Source organism: Halomonas sp. ND22Bw, assembly GCF_003011945.1.
GTDB classification, from domain to species: Bacteria; Pseudomonadota; Gammaproteobacteria; order Pseudomonadales; family Halomonadaceae; genus Halomonas; species Halomonas halophila.
This window is the reverse complement of record NZ_PXWD01000014.1, coordinates 55,349-74,249: the sequence shown is the minus strand read 5'-3', so window position 1 is coordinate 74,249 and position 18,901 is coordinate 55,349. Positions and strand designations below refer to the sequence as shown.

Below are 18,901 nucleotides of genomic sequence, written 5' to 3'. Positions count from 1 at the left end.
ATCTCGTCAGCATGATTCGCATTGCCTTTTTCGCCTGACGACCATAGCGTGCGGGAACCACCTGATCCCATGCCGAACTCAGCAGTGAAACCGCTCAGCGCCGATGGTAGTGTGGGAGTTCCCATGCGAGAGTAGGTCATCGTCAGGCACTTATCCTGAGAAAACCCCGGCTCATCGAGTCGGGTTTTTTTCATTCGGGGCGATGAAAAAGAGAAGACAAGGGCGTTCCTGGAGAGCACCGGAGCGCCGGCCGGATCCCCGTCAGGCACTTATATCGAGAAAACCCCGAGCCCAAAAGGCTCGGGGTTTTTTCATGTCTGGCCGACAGGTCGCGTATATGATCGGGGAGTTCCCATGGAGAGTATCGGAACGCCGACCGCCGGAGCCCGGCGCGACCATCGTCAGGCACTTATTACCGAGATAACCCCGAACCTAAAAGGCTTGGGGTTTTTCATGTCTGGACGGTCGAACAGGGTGCCAATGCCGAGCCTGGATCGATATCCGAAAAAACGCCCCGTCCTCTGCGAGAGGGCGGGGCGTTCGTGGACGGGACGAAGCGCTAGTCGACGTGCTTGGTCTTCTCGGGTAGCAGCCCCTTGGGCGCGAAGCGCAGCACCAGGGTGATCAGCAGGCCGATCACGAACACTCGGGCCTGAAGCGCGCGGCTGTCGAGGCTGGCCGGGGCATCCCAGCCGAAGGTGTTCTCGCCGAAGTTGACCGCCAGCTCCATCAGGAACAGCGCCAGCGGCTCGGACATCAGCCAGATGATGTACACCGCCACGGCGCCGAAGATGGTGCCCAGGTTGTTGCCGGGGCCGCCGAGAATGACCATCACCAGCACCAGGAAGGTGTGATTCAGCGGCAGGTAGCCCTGTGGGTCGAACAGGCTGTTGAAGCTCGCCAGCACGGCACCGCCGATGCCCATCAGGATGCAGCCCAGCACGAAGATCTCCAGGCGGCGTCGGTTGATGTTCTTGCCCATGGCCGCGGACGAGATCTCGTTGTCTCGAATGGCGCGGATCATCCGCCCCCAGGGGGCGTGGTAGGCGCGGTGCAGCAGGAAGAAGATCGCCGCGATCACCACCGCCGTCACCGACAGGTACAGCGCGCGGGCCAGGGTGAAGCCGACTTCGGCGGGACCGGGCACCGGCCAGGGCAGCGGCGAGACGGTGGCGGTGCCGCGGGTCAGCCAGTCGGAGTTCTTGAGGAACGCCTTGATGATCTCGGCGATGCCGATGGTGGCGATGGCCAGGTAATCGCTGCGCAGGCCCAAACAGACGTGGCCGATGAAGTAGCCCACGCCGCCGGCCAGGGCGCCGCCGACGATCCATCCGACCCAGGGCGGCAGTCCCAGGCCGCCGACGAAGCCGGCCTGGGACTCGATCTGCCCGGCCACGCCGCGGAAGGCGCTGATCACCACCATGTAGAGCACTACGGCCAGCACCACGGTGATGGCGGTGCGCAGCTTCTTCGGCACGCCGATGCGGTCGAGCCGCGAGGCGCCGAACACTACCAGGGCGGCGCCGACGATATAGCCCAGCACCACGCCGAGCTCGCCGGGCAGCTCGGAGTCCCAGAAGGCCTCGTTGACCGGCACGCTGAAGAACATGGCGCAGAAGCCGCCCAGGGCGACGAAGCCCATGACGCCGGCATTGAACTGGCCGGCATAGCCCCACTGGATGGTCAGGCCCAGGGCCAGGATGGCGTAGCAGGCGGCCTCGACCAGCATGCGGGTGCTGTAGGCGGCGCCCATGATCCCGTAGACGCCGAGCACGGCGACCAGCAGGGCCACGAAGATGACCACCTCGCGCAGCGGAAAGCGGCGCGGGGCGGCGACGGTATCGGTGCGTGTCGTGCTCATCAGATCACCTTGCCCTTGAAGATGCCGGTGGGGCGCCACACCAGGATGGCGACGAGGATGAAGAAGGGCACCACGATCTTGTACTCGGTGCCGACGAAGGCCAGGTTGCCGGGCAGCGCCAGCCACTCGGGCAGGCTGTCACGGAAGGGCCGCAGCAGGATGCCCCAGTTGAACACCGCCAGCGTCTCGGCGAAGCCGACCACGAAGCCGCCGGCGATGGCGCCGTAGGGGTGGCCCACGCCGCCGACGATGGCCGCGGCGAAGATCGGCAGCAGCAGGAAGAAGCTGAGGTCCGGCTTGAAGGTCACGTCCAGCGACAGCAGGGTGCCGGCGATGGCGGCCAGGCCGCCGGCGAGTACCCAGGTCACGGCGACGATGGTGTTGGTGTTGATGCCCGAGGCCTGGGCCAGCGAGGGGTTGTCGGACATCGCCCGCATGGCCTTGCCCAGACGCGAGCGCGACAGGAAGAAGTGCAGTGCCACCACGCTGATCAGCGTCAGCGCGAACAGGTAGAGCTGCGGCTCGGTGATCACCACCGGCACTCGCACGCCCTCGATGGGCAGCGGAATGCGGAAGATCTCCTTGCGGTCGTCGACGTAGAGGCTCTCGCCGCCGGTGCCGGCGAACAGCCGGATCAGCCCCTGCAGCATCAGGGTCACGCCCAGCGAGGCGATGACCATGACGATCGGCTTTACGCCGTGGGCACGCAGCGGCTTGTAGAAGGTGCGGTCGATGCCCACCGCCAGCAGCGCGGTCAGCGCCATGGCCAGCGGCAGCATGATCAGCGGCGTGGGCACGCCGATGGCGGCGCCGGCCTGCGGGAAGAGGGTGGTCAGCAGCAGCACCATGAAGGCGCCGAAGGTCATCATGTCGCCGTGGGCGAAGTGGGCGAAGCGCATGATGCTGAAGATCAGCGTCACGCCCACCGCGCCGATGGCGTAGATCGAGCCGGCCACGCTGCCGGCGATCACCACGTTGTTGATGAAGAAGACGAGTTCGTTCACGGGGTCTCTCCGATGTGCCGTCGGGGCGGTCTCAGCCGCCGAGGAAGCTCTTGGCGACGTCCGGGTCGGCCAGCAGGGCCGCGCCGGTGTCGGTGAAGCGGTTCTGGCCGGCGGCCAGCACGAAGCCCTTGTCGGCGATGGCCAGCGCCTGCTTGGCGTTCTGTTCGACCATCAGGATGCCGACACCGGCGGCGTTGACCTCCTTCACCCGCTCGAAGATCTCGTTCATGTACAGCGGCGAGAGCCCGGCGGTGGGCTCGTCGAGCAGCAGCACCTCGGGCTCGGCCATCAGCGCGCGGCCCATGGCGACCATCTGGCGCTGGCCGCCGGAGAGCTCGCCGGCGGGCTGGTGGCGCTTGTCCTTGAGCGGCGGAAAGAACTCGTAGACCCGGGACAGCATGCGCTTGACGTTACCGGGCTTGAGGTAGGCGCCCATCTCCAGGTTTTCCTTCACCGAGAGGCTGGGGAAGACGTTGTATTCCTGGGGCACGAAGCCCATGCCCTTCTGCACGAGCTTGTTGGGCGGCAGGTTGTGGATGGGTTCGCCGCGCAGCAGGATCTCGCCCTGGCTGACGTGGAGCAGGCCGAACACGGCCTTGAGCATGGTCGACTTGCCGGCCCCGTTGGGACCGACGATGACGCCGATCTCGTCCGCCTCGATGGCCATGTCCACCCCGTTGAGGATGTTCATGCCGCCGTAGCCGCCGTGCACGTCGCGTGCGTCGAGTAGTGGCATAGCTGGTTCTCTGCGTTGTCGTTATCGGGCGGGATCCGGCCGCCCGTCGTTGTTGTTGCTGCGACGGGCACTCCTCGGGTGTCGGGGAATGCCCTGGTGTCGCGGACCCGCTCCTTGAGCCCCTAGGCCGCCGGCGAGCCGAAGTAGGCCTCGATGACCTCGGGGTTGTTCTGGATCTCCTCGATGCTGCCCTCGACCATCACGCTGCCCTGAGCGAGCACGATCACCGGGTCGCAGAGCCGCGCGATCATGTCCATGTCGTGCTCGATGACCAGGAAGGTGTAGCCCATCTCGCGGTTGAGGCGCTCGATGTTGCCGACCAGGTCGCCGAGCAGGGTGCGGTTGACCCCGGCGGCGATCTCGTCCAGCAGCACGACCTTGGCGTCGGTCATCATGGTGCGGCCGAGCTCGAGCAGCTTCTTCTGGCCGCCGGAGAGGTTGCCGGCCAGCTCGTTGCGCACGTGGTGCAGGCCGACGAAGTCGATCACCTCCAGCGCCCGGCGCCTCACCTCGGCTTCCTCGCGTCGCACCTGCCCCGGCTTGAACCAGGTGGCGAACAGGTTCTCGCCGGCCTGGGCGGGCGGCACCATCATCAGGTTCTCCAGCGCCGTCATGTTCGAGAACTCGTGGGCGATCTGGAAGGTGCGCAGCAGGCCCTTGTGGAACAAGGCGTCGGCGGGGCGGTTGGTGATGTCTTCGCCGTCGAAGAGGATCTGGCCCGAGTCGAGCGGCAGGGCGCCGGCGATGATGTTGAACAGCGTCGACTTGCCGGCGCCGTTGGGGCCGATCAAGCCGGTGATCGAGCCTTCCTCGACCTGAAGGGAGCAGTCGTTGATGACCTGGAGGCCGCCGAAGGCCTTGTTGACGTGTTGGACGTCGATGATGGCGGACATGGTGCCCTCGTTATGCATTGTTCATTGTTATGGGGTGGAGCGAGGCGCCTCATGAGCCGTGGCGCTCCACCAGGAAGCTGTGTGCGGCGGCGAAGGCGCCGACGATCACCGCCGCGCCGATGGCCGGAACCCAGTAGCCCTGTACCTGGGGAATGCTGCGCAGGAACACGAAGGCCACGGCGGCCGGCGCCACGAAGCGTACCAGCAGGCGCCAGACCCGGAACCAGCTCGCGCCGGTGCGCATCTCCTTGGTCACCTCGCCGTGGGTCAGTACCCAGCCGGCGAACAGCGCGATCAGCAGGCCGCCGAGCGGCATGAAGATGTTGGTGAGCAGCTCCAGCACCGCGAAGGGGCTGCGGCCGAACAGCTCGTGGAAGGGCGAGTCGCTGGCCCAGGCGTTGAAGCTGAACACCGTGAGCAGGCCCAGCGCCCAGCTGGCCACCACCATGGCGGACACCGCCTGGGGGCGGCTGAGGTCGAAGCGCTCGACCAGGTAGGCGGCCACCGGTTCGATCAGCGAGATCGCCGAGCTCAGCGCCGCGCCCAGCACCAGCAGGAAGAAGACGGCACCGAGCAGTGTGCCGCCGGGCATCTCGCCGAAGGCCAGCGGCAGGGTGACGAACATCAGCCCCGGGCCCTCGGCCGGGTCGAGCCCGGCGCCGAAGACCAGAGCGAAGATCGCCAGGCCGGCGACCAGCGCCACGGCGGTGTCGACGATGGCCACGGTGAAGGCGGTGCCGGTCAAGGAGGCATCGCCGGACATGTAGGCCCCGTAGGCCATGATGGCCCCCATGCCGAGGCTCAGGGTGAAGAACGACTGGCCCATGGCCTCCAGCCAGCCCTCCAGGCTCAGGTCGGCCAGGTGGAAGGTGAACAGGAAGTCCGCGGCGGCGGCCATGTCGCCGATCATCACCGCGTAGGCCAGCACCACCATCAGGATCACGAACAGTGCCGGCATCAGGATGCGCAGGCCGTTCTCGATGCCGCGATGGACGCCGAGCCCGACGATCAGCGCCGAGGCGCCGATGAACAGGCTGTGGTAGAGCGCCAGTAGCGGCGGCGAGGCCAGCAGGACATCGAAGCTCGCGGCCACGCGCTCGGCATCGGCGTCGATCAGTCCACCGCTGAGCATCAGCCCGGTGTAATGAATCGCCCAGCCGGCGATCACCGAATAGAAGCTGAGAATCACGAAGGCCGAGACCGCGCCCAGCCAGCCGATGGATTCCCAGGCGCGGGAGGTGTGATGGGTGCGAGTCAGGAAGCGCATGCCCATGATCGGGCTGCGCCGGCTGTTGCGGCCGAGCATGGTCTCGGCGATCAGGATCGGGATGCCGACCGCGAAGATGGTCAGGGCGTAGACCAGCAGGAAGGCCCCGCCCCCGTTCTCGCCGGCCAGGTAGGGAAAGCGCCACAGGTTGCCCAGCCCTACCGCCGAACCGACGGCGGCGAGCATGAAGGTGCCCTTGTGCGTCCAGACGTTGTTGGTGCTCATCGGTTCCCGGCGCTCGCGGCCTCGTGACTCGGGCCCCACGGCCACGAGCGGGCCATGGGGGCTGCGTGGGGCGGTGCCGCCCCATGGTCGTCACTGTGCGCCAGACGCGGGGTACTTGACCAGATGGCTAGCGTTTAGGGGCCGTTGGCGATGGCGGATGGTAATCCGGTCGCCGGCTCAGTCGGGATCGTCGTCCGCCTCGGGGTGACGCGGCTCGAGCGCACGCAGGGCATCGGGCAGGCGCACGGTGTCGCCGAGCGCCAGGTCGCCGACGTGCTGCTCGCGGCGTCCGTTGTCGTCGGCGATCAGCGCCACCACCTCGCCGATGCTGGTGTCCTCGACGTGGGCGTCGACCCGCACCCGCACCGTGAAGCCGCGGAAATGGGCGCTGATGATGCTGCCCTCGTGGGGCTCCGGGTAATCCTGGGGATGGTCCTGGTAGTAGCGCAGCACGCTGGCGCTGCCGGGATCGTCCCATTCGACGTGCTTGTGCATCGGGCTGGCCTCCATGGCGAATGCTGGAGCCTCAGCATAGTCCCCGGCCGGGGGGCGAGGCCACCGATGGAGGGAAAGGGCTGACACGGCGGCCGCTGAAACGAAGGAGCCCGCCATGATGGCGGGCTCCTTGTGCGCAGCGAATCGCGGCGCTCAGACAAGCGATGCGGCGAAGACGCTTACTTCTTCTTGGCGCGCTTGCGCTCGTTCTCGGACAGCAGCTTCTTGCGCAGGCGGATGTGGTTCGGGGTGATCTCCACCAGCTCGTCGTCATCGAGGAACTCGATGGCCTGCTCCAGGGTGAAGCGGATCGGCGGGGTCAGCACCAGGTTCTCGTCGTTGCCGGAAGCGCGCATGTTGTCGAGCTTCTTGGCCTTGGTCGGGTTGACGACCATGTCCTCGGCACGGCTGTTGATGCCGATCAGCATGCCCTCGTAGACCTCGGTGCCGTGCTCGATGATCAGCTTGCCGCGGTCCTGCAGCGCGAACAGCGCGTAGGCCAGGGCCTTGCCGGAGACCATGGAGACCAGCACGCCGTTGCGACGCTCGACCGAGGCGTCCGGCTTGAGGTCGCCGTAGTGGTCGAAGCGGCTGGTCAGGATGCCGGTGCCGGAGGTCAGGGTCAGGAACTGACCGCGGAAGCCGATCAGGCCGCGCGCCGGGATGATGAAGTCGAGACGCACCCGGCCCTTGCCGTCGGGGTTCATGTTCTTGAGCTCGCCCTTGCGGTAGCCGAGCTCTTCCATGATGGCGCCCTGGTGCTGCTCCTCGCAGTCGATGATGACTTCTTCGTAGGGCTCCTGCTCCTGGCCGTCGATCTCGCGGATGATGACCTCGGGGCGGCCCACGGCCAGCTCGAAGCCTTCACGACGCATGCTCTCGATCAGTACGGAGAGGTGCAGCTCGCCGCGGCCGGAGACGATGAACTTCTCGGGGGAGTCGCCCTGCTCGACGCGCAGCGCCACGTTGTGGATCAGCTCCTGGTCGAGGCGATCCTTGATGTTGCGGCTGGTGACGAACTTGCCGTCCTTGCCGGCGAACGGCGAGTCGTTGACCTGGAAGGTCATGGACACGGTCGGTTCGTCGACGGTCAGCGCCGGCAGCGCCTCGACGGCAGACGGGTCGCACAGCGTATCGGAGATCGCCAGATCCTCGATGCCGGTGATGCAGATGATGTCGCCGGCGGTGGCTTCGTCGGTCTGCACGCGCTCGAGGCCGAGGTGGGTCATGACCTGGCCGATCTTTCCGCGACGGGTGTTGCCTTCCTTGGAAACGACGGTGACCTGCTGGTTCGGCTTGACGCTGCCGCGGGTGATGCGGCCCAGGCCAATGACGCCGACGTAGCTGTTGTAGTCCAGTGCGGAGACCTGCATCTGGAACGGCGCTTCCAGCTCGACCTTGGGCGGCTCGACGATGTCGACGATGGCCTCGAACATCGGGCGCATGTCATCGCTCAGCTCTTCCGGCTCGGTGCCGGCGATGCCGTTGAGCGCGGAGCAGTAGATGATCGGGAAATCGAGCTGCTCGTCGGAGGCGCCGAGGTTGTCGAACAGGTCGAAGATCTGGTCGATGACCCAGTCCGGGCGCGCGCCCGGGCGGTCGATCTTGTTGACCACGACGATCGGCTTGAGGCCCTGGTCGAAGGCCTTCTGGGTCACGAAGCGGGTCTGCGGCATCGGGCCGTCGACGGCGTCGACCATCAGCAGCACGGAGTCGACCATGGACATCACGCGCTCGACCTCGCCGCCGAAGTCGGCGTGTCCAGGGGTGTCCACGATGTTGATGTGGTAGTCGCGGCCCTTGCCGTCATCCCAGCGGATCGCCGTGTTCTTGGCCAGGATGGTGATGCCGCGTTCCTTCTCCTGGTCGTTGGAGTCCATGATGCGCTCCTGGCCTTCGGCCTTGCGGTCCAGGGTGCCGGACTGCTGGAGGAGCTTGTCGACCAGGGTGGTCTTGCCGTGGTCGACGTGAGCGATGATGGCGATGTTGCGAAGATTCTCGATCACGACGGGATCCTGCTGGGAAATTGGGGTGGCATTATAGGGTCAGGACCTCGACGCTACCAGCCTTGTAGCCTCCGGAATCCGGATCGTCGAGGTGTTTTTCGCCATGGGGCGCGTCGCACGGCGTCCGAACGGCGGAAGCGTCGGTTTGGTGCGCGAGAAATGAGAGCTGCACACGTTTGGTGCAGAGAGGCCTGCCAGGCCCCATTTTGGGGCGTTCGGCACGGTCTGGAAGGCGCCATGAACGGGCATGGTACGGGGTGGTCGGCTCTGCACTCTCATGGAGCAAATTTTTTCTTCTTTTCCTTCAGTTGTTTATAGATCGGTGTCGGCGCGTGTCGCCATTTTGGCACGTTGTATGCTTTGTTTCGGACAATGCCATGGTCGTGCATGGCGGCGTGGGCATCGCGCCGACGCCATGCTACAACGTCGACTGGACACACCCACGACCGACGACAGACAGTTTCAGCGGAATACCATAACCAGCCACTGTACCCTGGAGGACCTCATGTCCGAGAAGACTCTCGCCCTGATCGAAGAGCATGACGTGAAGTGGATCGACCTGCGCTTCACCGACACCAAAGGCAAGGAACAGCACGTCACCATTCCGGCCCGTGACGTCGACGAAGAGTTCTTCGAGAACGGTCAGATGTTCGATGGCTCCTCCATCTCCGGCTGGAAGGGCATCAACGAGTCCGACATGATTCTGCGCCCGGAAGACGGCACCGGCTTCCTCGACCCCTTCACCGAAGACGCCACCCTGATCCTGCGCTGCGACATCATCGAGCCGGCCACCATGCAGGGCTACGAGCGTGACCCGCGCTCCATCGCCAAGCGCGCCGAGGCTTACCTGCAGTCCACCGGTCTGGGCGACACCGCCTTCTTCGGCCCGGAGCCCGAGTTCTTCATCTTCGACGAGGTGCACTGGAAGGCTGACATCGAAGGCGCCATGTACAAGATCACCTCCGAGGAAGGCGCCTGGGCCACCGACCGTCAGGTCGAAGGCGGCAACCTGGCGCACCGTCCGCGCGTCAAGGGCGGCTACTTCCCGGTTCCGCCGGTCGACAGCTTCCACGACATCCGTGGCGCCATGTGCAACACCCTCGAGGCCATCGGCCAGTCCGTCGAGGTGCACCACCACGAGGTCGCCAACGCCGGCCAGAACGAGATCGGCGTCAAGTTCAACACCCTGGTGAAGAAGGCCGACGAGCTTCAGGAAATGAAGTACGTGGTGCACAACGTCGCCCACGCCTACGGCAAGACCGCTACCTTCATGCCCAAGCCGCTGGTCGGTGACAACGGTTCCGGCATGCACGTCCACCAGTCCTTCTGGAAGGACGGCCAGAACCAGTTCGCCGGCGACGAGTACGCGGGCCTGTCCGAAATGGCGCTGTACTACATCGGCGGCATCATCAAGCACGCGCGTGCCCTGAACGCCTTCACCAACGCGTCCACCAACTCCTACAAGCGTCTGGTGCCGGGCTTCGAAGCGCCGGTCATGCTGGCCTACAGCGCCCGCAACCGCTCCGCTTCCATCCGTATCCCGTACACCGCCAGCCCGAAGGGCAAGCGTGTCGAGGCGCGTTTCCCCGACCCGACCGCCAACCCCTACCTGTGCTTCGCGGCGATGCTGATGGCCGGCATCGATGGCATCAAGAACAAGATCCATCCCGGCGACGCCATGGACAAGAACCTCTATGACCTGCCGCCGGAAGAAGGCAAGTCCATCCCGACCGTCGCCGAAAGCCTGGACCAGGCCCTCGAGGCGCTGGCCGAGGACCGTGCCTTCCTGACCGAAGGTGGCGTGTTCACCGACGAGATGATCGATGCCTACATCGAGCTCAAGGAAGAGGACGTCGAGCGCCTGCGCATGACCACGCATCCGGTCGAGTTCGACATGTACTACAGCTGCTGATGCCGCGCGGCGCCTGGCGCCGCGCTCCAGCACGCGAAAGGCACGCCCGAGGGCGTGCCTTTTTTGTGTTGGTGAAGAGTGGAGCGTGAGGAGCAAGGAGAGATGTCGGCCCCTCGCGAGTCGTGGCCTATGGCACCTTCACCTCACTCCTCACTCCTCACTCCTCACTCCTCACTCCTCACGCCTTGCGCCTTACATCCCCCCCTTACCTATGGCCCATCAGTGGATCAGCATGTGACCGACGATGCCCATGGCGAAGCCGAGCACCGCGCCCAGCGGCGGCCCCCAGTGGCGTTCGAGGCGGGCCTGGGGGGCCAGGTCCTGAAACACCGAGTAGAGGATGCCGCCGGCGGCGAACAGCATGATCGCGGCCACCGTGGTGGGGTAGTCGCCCAGCCACCAGAGCCCGCCCAGCCCCGCCAGCGGGCCCAGCCAGGCCATGGCGAAGAACAGCGTCAGCAGGCGCCGGGCCGAGTAGTGGGTGGTCTCGCGCAGCTCGCGATAGGCGTTGAAGCCTTCCGGCAGGTTCTGCAGCGTCATCAGCAGGGCCAGCAGCACGCCGCTGCCGCCGCCATAGGTGAAGGCCGCGCCCAGCGCCAGGGCTTCGGGCAGGAAGTCGGAGAGCATGGCCGTCAGCTGGCTGGCGGAGGTGCCGTTGCGGTCGAGCAGGATGTCGATGCCCATGAAGGCCAGGCCGCCGGCGAGGAACCAGAGCATGGCCGGCCCCGGGGCCAGCGCCTCTAGGCTGTTGGGCACCAGCACCAGGGCCACCGCCGAGAGCAGGGCGCCGCCGCCGAAGGCGATGATGCCGTGGCGCAGCTCGTTCTCCAGCCAGTTCGGCCCGAGGCGTTCCACCTGGGCGATCCAGCCCCCCAACGGCATCGCCATGCCGGCCACCAGGGTCAGCAAGACCACCTTCTCCCATGCCTCCATGCCCGTCGCTCCTTGGCTGTTGGTGTCGCCGCCTCATCCTACTCTTCTTCACCCGGAGCGCGAACGTGGATTCCGTTCCGGGTCGACGGTGGGCTAGGCTTGGTGCAGGACGATGGCAGGCGCACGGCGCGCCGCACAGGACCGTCACGGAGCTCGGGAGAGACGCATGCACAAGGTTGTCATGACACTGGCGCTGGGCCTGGCGATGAGCCTGCCGGCCGTCGCGCAGACCATCTATCGCACCACCGATGCCCAGGGCAACGTCGTCTTCACCGACGACCCCGGGCGCGGCGGCGAGGCGGTGGACCTCGATCCGCTCACCGTGGTGCCGTCGCGGCCGGTGCAGCCGCTGTCGAACGCCTCGTCCGGTCGGCCCGAGAGCACCACGCGCTACGGCGAGCCTGGCCAGCCCTTCATGCCCTACGACGTCTTCGCGATCGCCTCCCCCGAGCAGCAGACGACCCTGCCCACCGGGGCCGCGGGCAACGTTCAGGTGCAGCTCGCCATCCGGCCCGACCTGCGCGACGACCACCGCGTGCGGCTGCTGGTGGACGGTCAGGTCAGTCAGTCCGCCATGCACACCGACACCTTCCTGCTCTCCAATCTCAACCGCGGTGAGCACCGGGTGCAGGCCGAGCTGCTCGACGCCTCCGGCGCGGTGCGCCACCGCACCTCGCCGCTGACGCTCTACGTCCAGCGGGCCAGCGTCAATCTGCCGAGCAATCCCAACAATCCCGCCAACCATTAGCTGCCCCCTCGCCGGCCACATCGACCGCTGTGTCCGGACGGCTCCCCGAGGCCCTGTGTCCCGCCGCCGGCGCGTGACGACGGGCGCTTCGATGCCTTCGATCACGCCGACCGGGTAAGCGAGGGCAGCGCCTTCCGCCATGCCGAGGCGCTGCGCGGCGATCGTCCGCCCGGAAGCGATCGCCGTCGGCACGACCATGAGGCATGGCGAGCGCATCACGCCCCGCGAGCGCACTTCAGGAAGCCGCTCGAGCCGGAGTGAGCGCTGCCTCGCAGTGCGTGCACCAGCGTGGTGCACTACCATGGTGCATGATCCCCATGTCGGATCAGCCGGGAGGCGACGCCATGCCGTCTTCCCCAAAGTGGCGCGCTTCTTGCAGCACATGAGGGAGGCGCCGCATCGTTTCGCCGCCGGAATGCACCAACGGGAATGCCTTCATGTATCAACGCCTGATGGAACACCTCACCACCGCCGTGCTGCTGCTGGATGGCCGGCTGCAGCTGCGCTGGATGAATCCGGCGGCGGAGGCGTTGCTGGCATTGAGCCGCTCGAGGGTCACCGGCCTGCCGCTGCCGGGGCTGGTGAACTCGGATGACGATATCGGCGAGCTGCTGGCCAAGGCGCGCGACGAGTTCCATCCCTACACCCAGCGCGAGGCGCGCCTGACCCTGCCCACCGGCGACGCGCTGACGGTGGACTACACCGTCACGCCGCTGTCGGCGGACGAGCTGCTGATGGAGCTGGAGCCCCGCGACAGGCTGCTGCGCATCTCCCGCGAGGAGGCGCTGCAGACCCGCCAGGAGACCATCAAGGTGCTGGCGCGGGGGCTCGCCCATGAGGTCAAGAATCCGCTGGGCGGCATCCGCGGCGCCGCCCAGCTGCTGGAGCGCGACCTGGGCGGCTCCCAGCTCACCGAGTTCACCCGCATCATCGTCGAGGAGGTCGATCGGTTGCGCGACCTGGTGGATGCCATGCTCGGCCCCCATCGGCTCAATCGTCCCGAGCCGCTCAACATCCACAAGGTACTGGAGCGGGTCCGGGCCCTGGTGTCGGTGGAACACCCCGAAGTGACCTTCACTCGCGACTACGATCCCAGCCTGCCGGATCTGATGGGCGACGAATCCCAGCTGATCCAGGCCATCCTCAACGTGGCACGCAACGCCGTGCAGGCGATGACCGAGGCCGGCATCGAGGGGCCGACCCTGGTGCTCAAGACCCGCGCGCGTCGCCAGTTCACCCTCGGCGCCGAGCGCCATCGCCTGGTCTGCCAGGTGAGCCTGATCGACAACGGCCCCGGCATCCCCGAGGAGCTCAAGGAAACGCTGTTCTACCCCATGGTGTCCGGCCGCGCCGAGGGCAGCGGCCTGGGGCTGTCGATCGCCCAGTCGGTCCTGCACCGCCACCAGGGGCTGATCGAGTGCGACTCCCGGCCGGGCCAGACCGAATTCCGACTGCTGATACCGCTGGAGACATCCCATGACTGAAGCTGCACGCGTCATGATCGTCGATGACGATCGCGCCATTCGCTGGGTGCTGGAGCGCGCTCTGGCCCAGCCCGACCTCGAGGTCGAGAGCGTCGAGCGTGCCGACCGGATCCTCGAGCGGCTGCTCGAGGATCCGCCCGACGTGCTGGTCACCGACATCCGCATGCCGGGCCTGGACGGTCTGGACCTGATGGCCAGAGTGCGCGAGGCGCATCCGGAGCTGCCGGTGATCGTGATGACCGCCCATTCCGACCTCGACAGCGCGGTGGCCTCCTATCAGGGCGGTGCCTTCGAGTACCTGCCCAAGCCGTTCGACGTCGACGAGGCCCTGGCGCTGGTGCGCCGCGCCGTGGCCCATGCCCGCGAGCGCCAGCGCCCGGTGCACGCCCCCGAGGGGTTGGACGCCGAGATCATCGGCGAGGCGCCGGCCATGCAGGAGGTGTTCCGCGCCATCGGTCGGCTGTCGCAGTCGCACATCACGGTGCTGATCAACGGCGAGTCCGGCACCGGCAAGGAGCGCGTCGCCCAGGCGCTGCATCAACACAGCCCGCGGGCCGGCAAGCCGTTCATCGCCTTGAACATGGCGGCGATCCCCCGCGACCTGATCGAGTCCGAACTGTTCGGCCACGAGAAGGGGGCCTTCACCGGCGCCACCGCCCAGCGCCAGGGGCGCTTCGAGCAGGCCGACGGCGGCACCCTGTTTCTCGACGAGATCGGCGACATGCCCGCCGAGACTCAGACCCGCCTGCTGCGGGTGCTGGCCGACGGCGAGTTCTATCGCGTGGGTGGCCACACCTCAGTGAAGGTCGACGTGCGCATCATCGCCGCCACCCACCAGAACCTGGAGGGGCTGGTCGAAGACGGCCGCTTCCGTGAAGACCTGTTCCACCGCCTCAACGTCATCCGCATCCACCTGCCCAAGCTCGCCGACCGCCGCGAGGACATTCCGCGCCTGGCCCGCCACTTCCTGGCCGAGGCCGCCAAGGAGCTCGCCACCGACGTCAAGGTGCTGACGTCGGAGGCCGAGACCCACCTGACACGGCTGGCCTGGCCGGGCAACGTGCGCCAGCTGGAGAACACCTGCCGCTGGCTGACGGTGATGGCTTCCGGCCGCGAGGTGCTGGTCGAGGATCTGCCGCCGGAGCTGCGCGAGGCCGACGAGGGCGGCGCCGCCGGCGACTGGCGTCTGGCCTTCCGCGACTGGGCCGATCGCGCGCTCGCCGCCGGCCACACCCACCTGCTGGAGGAGGCGGTGCCGGACTTCGAGAAGATCCTGATCGAGACCGCGCTCAAGCACACCGGTGGACGCAAGGGCGAGGCCGCCGAGCTGCTGGGCTGGGGGCGCAATACGCTGACCCGCAAGCTCAAGACGCTGTTGCCGGAGATGGCGGAGGACTGAGCCGCCAAGACCTTGGGCTGGGACGCGATACGCGCTCTCTCAAGGGCCGGCAAGCTCAAGACGCTGTTGCCGGAGATGGCGGAGGACTGAGCCGCCAAGACCTTGGGCTGGGACGCGATACGCGCTCTCTCAAGGGCCGGCAAGCTCAAGACGCTGTTGCCGGAGATGGCGAAGGACTGAGCCGCCGGCCGGCCAGGCCAGCAGCAAGAAGAAAATCGCAGCAAAAAAGAGGGGCGCTCCGCATGGGGCGCCCCTCTTGTCTTTCGGATGCCGCTCAGCCGCGCTCGAGCGGTTGAGTGCGCCGCTCGAGCCAGGCCAGCGCCTCGCCCTCGAGCTTCGGCGCGAGCCGGCGGCGGACCTCGGCGTGATAGGCGTCGAGCCAGTCGGCCTCGGCGGGGTCCAGCAGGGCGACGTCGATCGGCCGGGCGTCGATGGGGCACAGGGTCAGCGTCTCGAAGCGCAGGAAGTCGCCGAACTCGCTCGCCTCGGCGGGCCGGTTGGCGGCCAGGTTCTCGATGCGGATGCCCCACTGGCCCGGGCGATACACGCCGGGCTCGATGGAGGTGATCATCCCCGGCTGCATGGCGGTGTGCGGCGCCGCCGGCGCGTACCAGGCGATCACCTGCGGGCCCTCGTGAACGTTGAGAAAGTAGCCCACGCCGTGGCCGGTGCCGTGGCCGTAGTCGCGGCCGCTGGCCCACAGCGGGGCGCGGGCGATGGCGTCGAGCTGTGGCGAGGGGATGCCGCGCGGGAAGTGCGCCCGGGACAGGGCGATGGTGCCCTTGAGCACCCGGGTGTAGTCCTCGCGGTGGGCGTCCGTGATGGTGCCCACCGGCACCACCCGGGTGATGTCGGTGGTGCCGCCGTGGTACTGGCCGCCGGAGTCGATCAGCAGCAGGCCGTCGCCTTCGATGGTGGCGTGGGCCTCCGGCGTGGCGTGGTAGTGCGGCAGCGCGCCGTTGGCGTTGTAGGCGGCGATGGTGCCGAAGCTGCGGCTGACGAAGCCGGGGCGACGGGCGCGGGCGGCGGTGAGCTTCTCGTCCACGGTCAGCTCGGTGACCGTCTCGCCGCGCTCGAGGGCCGCCTCGAGCCAGGCGAAGAACTCGCACAGGGCCGCGCCGTCCTCCTCCATGGCCTCGCGCACGTGGGCCAGGTCGGCGTCGCTCTTGCGGCCCTTGGCCAGGGTGCTGGGCTGGTAGGCCTCGGCCAGCGTCACGTCCTCCGGCAGCGCCTCGCGGGTGCCCAGGGTCAGCTTGGCCGGGTCGATCAGCACCCGGGCGTCGGCCGGCAGCGCATTGAGCCGGCGATGCCAGTCGGCGTAGTCGGCCACCGCGATGCCGTCGTCGGCCAGCGCCGCCGTGAGCTCGTCGTCGAGCTTGCCCGGGGCGACGAACAGCGTGGCGGTGTCGCGGCCCACCAGCAGGTGGGCGAGGAACACCGGGTTGAACGCGACGTCGGCGCCGCGCAGCTGGGTCAGCCAGGCGATGTCGTCGAGGGTCGAGATCGGGTGCCAGTCGGCGCCGTGCTCGACCATGGCCTCGCGCACCCGGGCCAGGCGCTCGCCGCGGGTCTCGTCGAGATAGGCCGCCGGATGGGCGTAGAGCGATGCCTCGGGCAGCGCCGGGCGCTCCGGCCAGATGGCGTCGAGCAGGTCGGCGTCGCCGCGCAGGCGAACGCCCGCCGGGGCCAGGTGATCCTCGAGGCGGCGTGCGCTGGCCAGTGACACCACGTCGGCGTCGAAGCCGAGAGTGGCGCCCTCGTCGAGCCGGTCGGCCAGCCAGCGCATCGGCGCGTCGGCCTGGCCGGGCTGTAGCTTCATCAGCGCGATGCCGCTGCCGGCCAGCTGTTCCTCGGCCTGAACCCAGTAGCGGCTGTCGACCCACACGCCGGCGGCATCCTGGGTCACCACCAGGGTGCCCACCGAGCCGTCGAAGCCGGACAGCCAGGCGCGGCCGGCCCAGTGCTCGGGCAGGTACTCGGAGTTGTGCGGGTCGGAGGAGGGCAGCCACCAGGCGTCGATGGCGTGTTCGCGCATGACCTCGCGCAGGGCGTCGAGACGTTGGCGGGCGGTGTCGGCACTGGGTGAGGTCATGCTTGGGCTCCTGAGTCGAGGGTGGCATCGGCGTCCGCGCGACGCACGGCCGCCGGGTCGATGAGACGATGGTGTCCGAGCATGCGCTTGAACACCGGGACGAGCAACAGCAGCACCGCGGCGAAGATCACCAGGGCGATGGCGGAACGGCCGAACAGCTCGGGCAGCTGCTGGACCTCCTCGGGATTGACGTGGCCGCCGATCAGGCCGGCCACCAGGTTACCGAGCGCCGAACCGGTGAACCACAGGCCCATCAGCTGGCCCTGGGTGCGACGCGGTGACAGACCGGACATGGTGGAGAGGCCGACCGGGCTCAGGCACAGCTCGCCCAGCGTCAGCAGCAGCATGCTGGCGATGATCCACAGCGGCGAGACCAGCCCCGGGCCGCTCAGCACCTGCTGGGCGGCCATTACCATCAGGCCGAAGCCGGCGGCGGCCAGCAGCAGGCCGAGCACGAACTTCATCGGGCTGCCGGGTTCCAGGCGACGGCGCCCCAGCGCCGGCCACAGCCAGCCGAACAGCGGGCCGAGCAGCACGATGAAGATGGGGTTCAACGACTGGAACCACACGGTGGGGATCTCCCAGCCGAACAGTCCGCGGTCGGTGTAGTTCTGGGCGAACAGGTTGTAGGAGGTGGGCTGTTGCTCGAAGGCCGCCCAGAAGAAAGCCGCGGCCACGATCAGCACGAAGCACACCGTGACCCGGGCGCGTTCGTCGCGATTCAGGCCGTTGAACAGCATCAGGTAGGCGTAGAAGCCGATCGCCACCACGATCAGCACCGTGGTCATGACCTCGGCCAGGGCGCGGGCGTCGATGTGGATGACGCCGGTCGCGCTCAGCACCACCAGCCCGGCGATCAGCGCCATGACGCCGGCGACCCAGCTTCCGACGTGGCGGCGGCTTTGGGCCGGGGCATCCCAGCTCGCCTCGCGGCCGCGCTCGCGGTCGGCGCGCTGCATGGCCGGCACCGCCCACAGGCGGAAGATCAGCAGCGCTGCCAGCATGCCGAGCCCGCCGATGCCGAAGCCCCAGTGCCAGCCCCAGCGTTCCAGCATCACGCCGCTGATCAACGGCGCCAGCAGTGCGCCGAGGTTGATGCCCATGTAGAAGATGGCGAAGCCCCCGTCGCGGCGCACGTCGCCGTCGTCATAGAGGCCGCCGACCATCACCGAGATGCAGGTCTTGAACAGTCCCGAGCCGAGCACGATCAGGATCAGGCCGACGAAGAAGGCCGGCGCGCCGAACGGCGCCGACAGCGCGATGGCCAGGTGGCCCAGGGCGATCAGTACCGAGCCGTACCACACCGCCCGGCGCTGGCCGAGCCAGTTGTCGGCCAGCCAGCCGCCGGGCAGGGCGGCCAGATAGATGGCGCCGGCGTAGAGACCGACGATGGCCGAGGCGGTCTTCTCGTCGAAGCCCAGGCCGCCGTCGAAGAGGCTGGCGGCCATGAACAGCACCAGCAGCGGGCGGATGCCGTAGTAGGAGAAGCGTTCCCACATCTCGGTGAAGAACAGCGGTCCCAGCGGGCGCGGATGGCCGAAGAAGCCGCGATCCCGTCGGGAGGTCGCGGCGTCGGAGGTGGAAGTCATGAAACGTCTGCCTTGTCGCTTGCTTGTGCATTGTCGACCGCGCCCGGCGGGAGTCCACGACGCCATATGTTGGCGTTTGCTGCTGAATAAATGGCAGTGTGGATGGCATTTTTTCTGTCTGGCGCGGTTCAGGCGGGCGATTCTATGGTGTTTTGTTAGCCAACGAAATACGACGGAAGCGGTATGGCGAGGCGCGCCTCGGGGAAGGGGCCGCGCGCTACCGCCAAAAGACTAATGTGAGCGGTTTCGAGCGCTGC

General features: G+C 67.5%; 14 protein-coding genes and 1 rRNA gene. 5 read left to right on the top strand and 10 right to left on the bottom strand.

All coding sequences use genetic code 11. The features are described 5' to 3' along the window. Window positions 1–33 precede the first annotated feature (33 nt). Window positions 34–148, top strand: a 5S ribosomal RNA gene (rrf, locus tag CVH10_RS15055). 411 nt (window positions 149–559) lie between these two features. Here rrf and CVH10_RS15050 read toward each other — a convergent pair. The 7 genes from CVH10_RS15050 to typA all read right to left on the bottom strand — a co-directional run bounded on the left by CVH10_RS15050 (window position 560) and on the right by typA (window position 8,487). Then, entirely contained in the window at window positions 560–1,861 is a 1,302-nt protein-coding gene (locus CVH10_RS15050) for a branched-chain amino acid ABC transporter permease (RefSeq protein ID WP_106489117.1), read from the bottom strand. After that, window positions 1,861–2,865: a branched-chain amino acid ABC transporter permease gene (locus CVH10_RS15045; RefSeq protein ID WP_035595721.1), complete on the bottom strand. Its 1,005-nt coding sequence runs from the start codon at window positions 2,863–2,865 to the stop codon at window positions 1,861–1,863. The genes CVH10_RS15050 and CVH10_RS15045 overlap by 1 nt, the downstream gene beginning before the upstream one ends. A gap of 31 nt (window positions 2,866–2,896) precedes the next feature. Continuing rightward, a complete protein-coding gene (locus CVH10_RS15040) occupies window positions 2,897–3,601 on the bottom strand; it encodes an ABC transporter ATP-binding protein (protein WP_035595723.1) in 705 nt (234 codons plus the stop codon). Window positions 3,602–3,723: 122 nt separating this feature from the next. After that, entirely contained in the window at window positions 3,724–4,494 is a 771-nt protein-coding gene (locus CVH10_RS15035; protein ID WP_035595725.1) for an ABC transporter ATP-binding protein, read from the bottom strand. Between the two features lie 49 nt (window positions 4,495–4,543). Beyond that, on the bottom strand, window positions 4,544–5,986 hold the full coding sequence (locus CVH10_RS15030) for a sodium-dependent transporter (protein WP_106489116.1): 1,443 nt from the start codon (window positions 5,984–5,986) through the stop codon (window positions 4,544–4,546). Window positions 5,987–6,163: 177 nt separating this feature from the next. Then, window positions 6,164–6,481 carry a hypothetical protein gene (locus CVH10_RS15025; protein WP_046078508.1) on the bottom strand — a complete coding sequence of 106 codons (318 nt, stop codon included), beginning with the start codon at window positions 6,479–6,481 and terminating at the stop codon, window positions 6,164–6,166. 179 nt (window positions 6,482–6,660) lie between these two features. Continuing rightward, window positions 6,661–8,487 carry a translational GTPase TypA gene (gene typA / locus CVH10_RS15020; protein ID WP_035595731.1) on the bottom strand — a complete coding sequence of 609 codons (1,827 nt, stop codon included), beginning with the start codon at window positions 8,485–8,487 and terminating at the stop codon, window positions 6,661–6,663. Window positions 8,488–8,992: 505 nt separating this feature from the next. Here typA and glnA point away from each other — a divergent pair. Further along, window positions 8,993–10,399: a glutamate--ammonia ligase gene (gene glnA / locus CVH10_RS15015; RefSeq protein ID WP_035595733.1), complete on the top strand. Its 1,407-nt coding sequence runs from the start codon at window positions 8,993–8,995 to the stop codon at window positions 10,397–10,399. Between the two features lie 219 nt (window positions 10,400–10,618). Here the strand turns inward: glnA and CVH10_RS15010 are convergent, their stop codons facing one another. Continuing rightward, window positions 10,619–11,332 carry a ZIP family metal transporter gene (locus tag CVH10_RS15010; protein ID WP_040240778.1) on the bottom strand — a complete coding sequence of 238 codons (714 nt, stop codon included), beginning with the start codon at window positions 11,330–11,332 and terminating at the stop codon, window positions 10,619–10,621. 166 nt (window positions 11,333–11,498) lie between these two features. Here CVH10_RS15010 and CVH10_RS15005 point away from each other — a divergent pair, with 166 nt between their 5' ends. The 3 genes from CVH10_RS15005 (at window position 11,499) to ntrC (ending at window position 14,963) form a co-directional block, all read left to right on the top strand. Next, on the top strand, window positions 11,499–12,080 hold the full coding sequence (locus CVH10_RS15005) for a DUF4124 domain-containing protein (protein ID WP_040240781.1): 582 nt from the start codon (window positions 11,499–11,501) through the stop codon (window positions 12,078–12,080). 437 nt (window positions 12,081–12,517) lie between these two features. After that, window positions 12,518–13,564 carry a nitrogen regulation protein NR(II) gene (gene glnL / locus CVH10_RS15000; RefSeq protein ID WP_106489115.1) on the top strand — a complete coding sequence of 349 codons (1,047 nt, stop codon included), beginning with the start codon at window positions 12,518–12,520 and terminating at the stop codon, window positions 13,562–13,564. Continuing rightward, on the top strand, window positions 13,557–14,963 hold the full coding sequence (gene ntrC / locus CVH10_RS14995) for a nitrogen regulation protein NR(I) (RefSeq protein WP_106489114.1): 1,407 nt from the start codon (window positions 13,557–13,559) through the stop codon (window positions 14,961–14,963). The genes glnL and ntrC overlap by 8 nt, the downstream gene beginning before the upstream one ends. A 274-nt stretch (window positions 14,964–15,237) precedes the next feature. Here ntrC and CVH10_RS14990 read toward each other — a convergent pair whose 3' ends face one another. Beyond that, the gene (locus CVH10_RS14990) at window positions 15,238–17,055 is read right to left on the bottom strand and encodes an aminopeptidase P family protein (RefSeq protein WP_106489113.1); all 1,818 of its coding nucleotides are present in this window, start codon (window positions 17,053–17,055) and stop codon (window positions 15,238–15,240) included. Next, complete coding sequence (locus tag CVH10_RS14985; RefSeq protein WP_106489112.1) at window positions 17,052–18,644, bottom strand: peptide MFS transporter; 1,593 nt, start codon at window positions 18,642–18,644, stop codon at window positions 17,052–17,054. Before CVH10_RS14985 ends, CVH10_RS14990 begins: the two co-directional genes overlap by 4 nt. Between the last annotated feature and the right edge of the window lie 257 nt (window positions 18,645–18,901).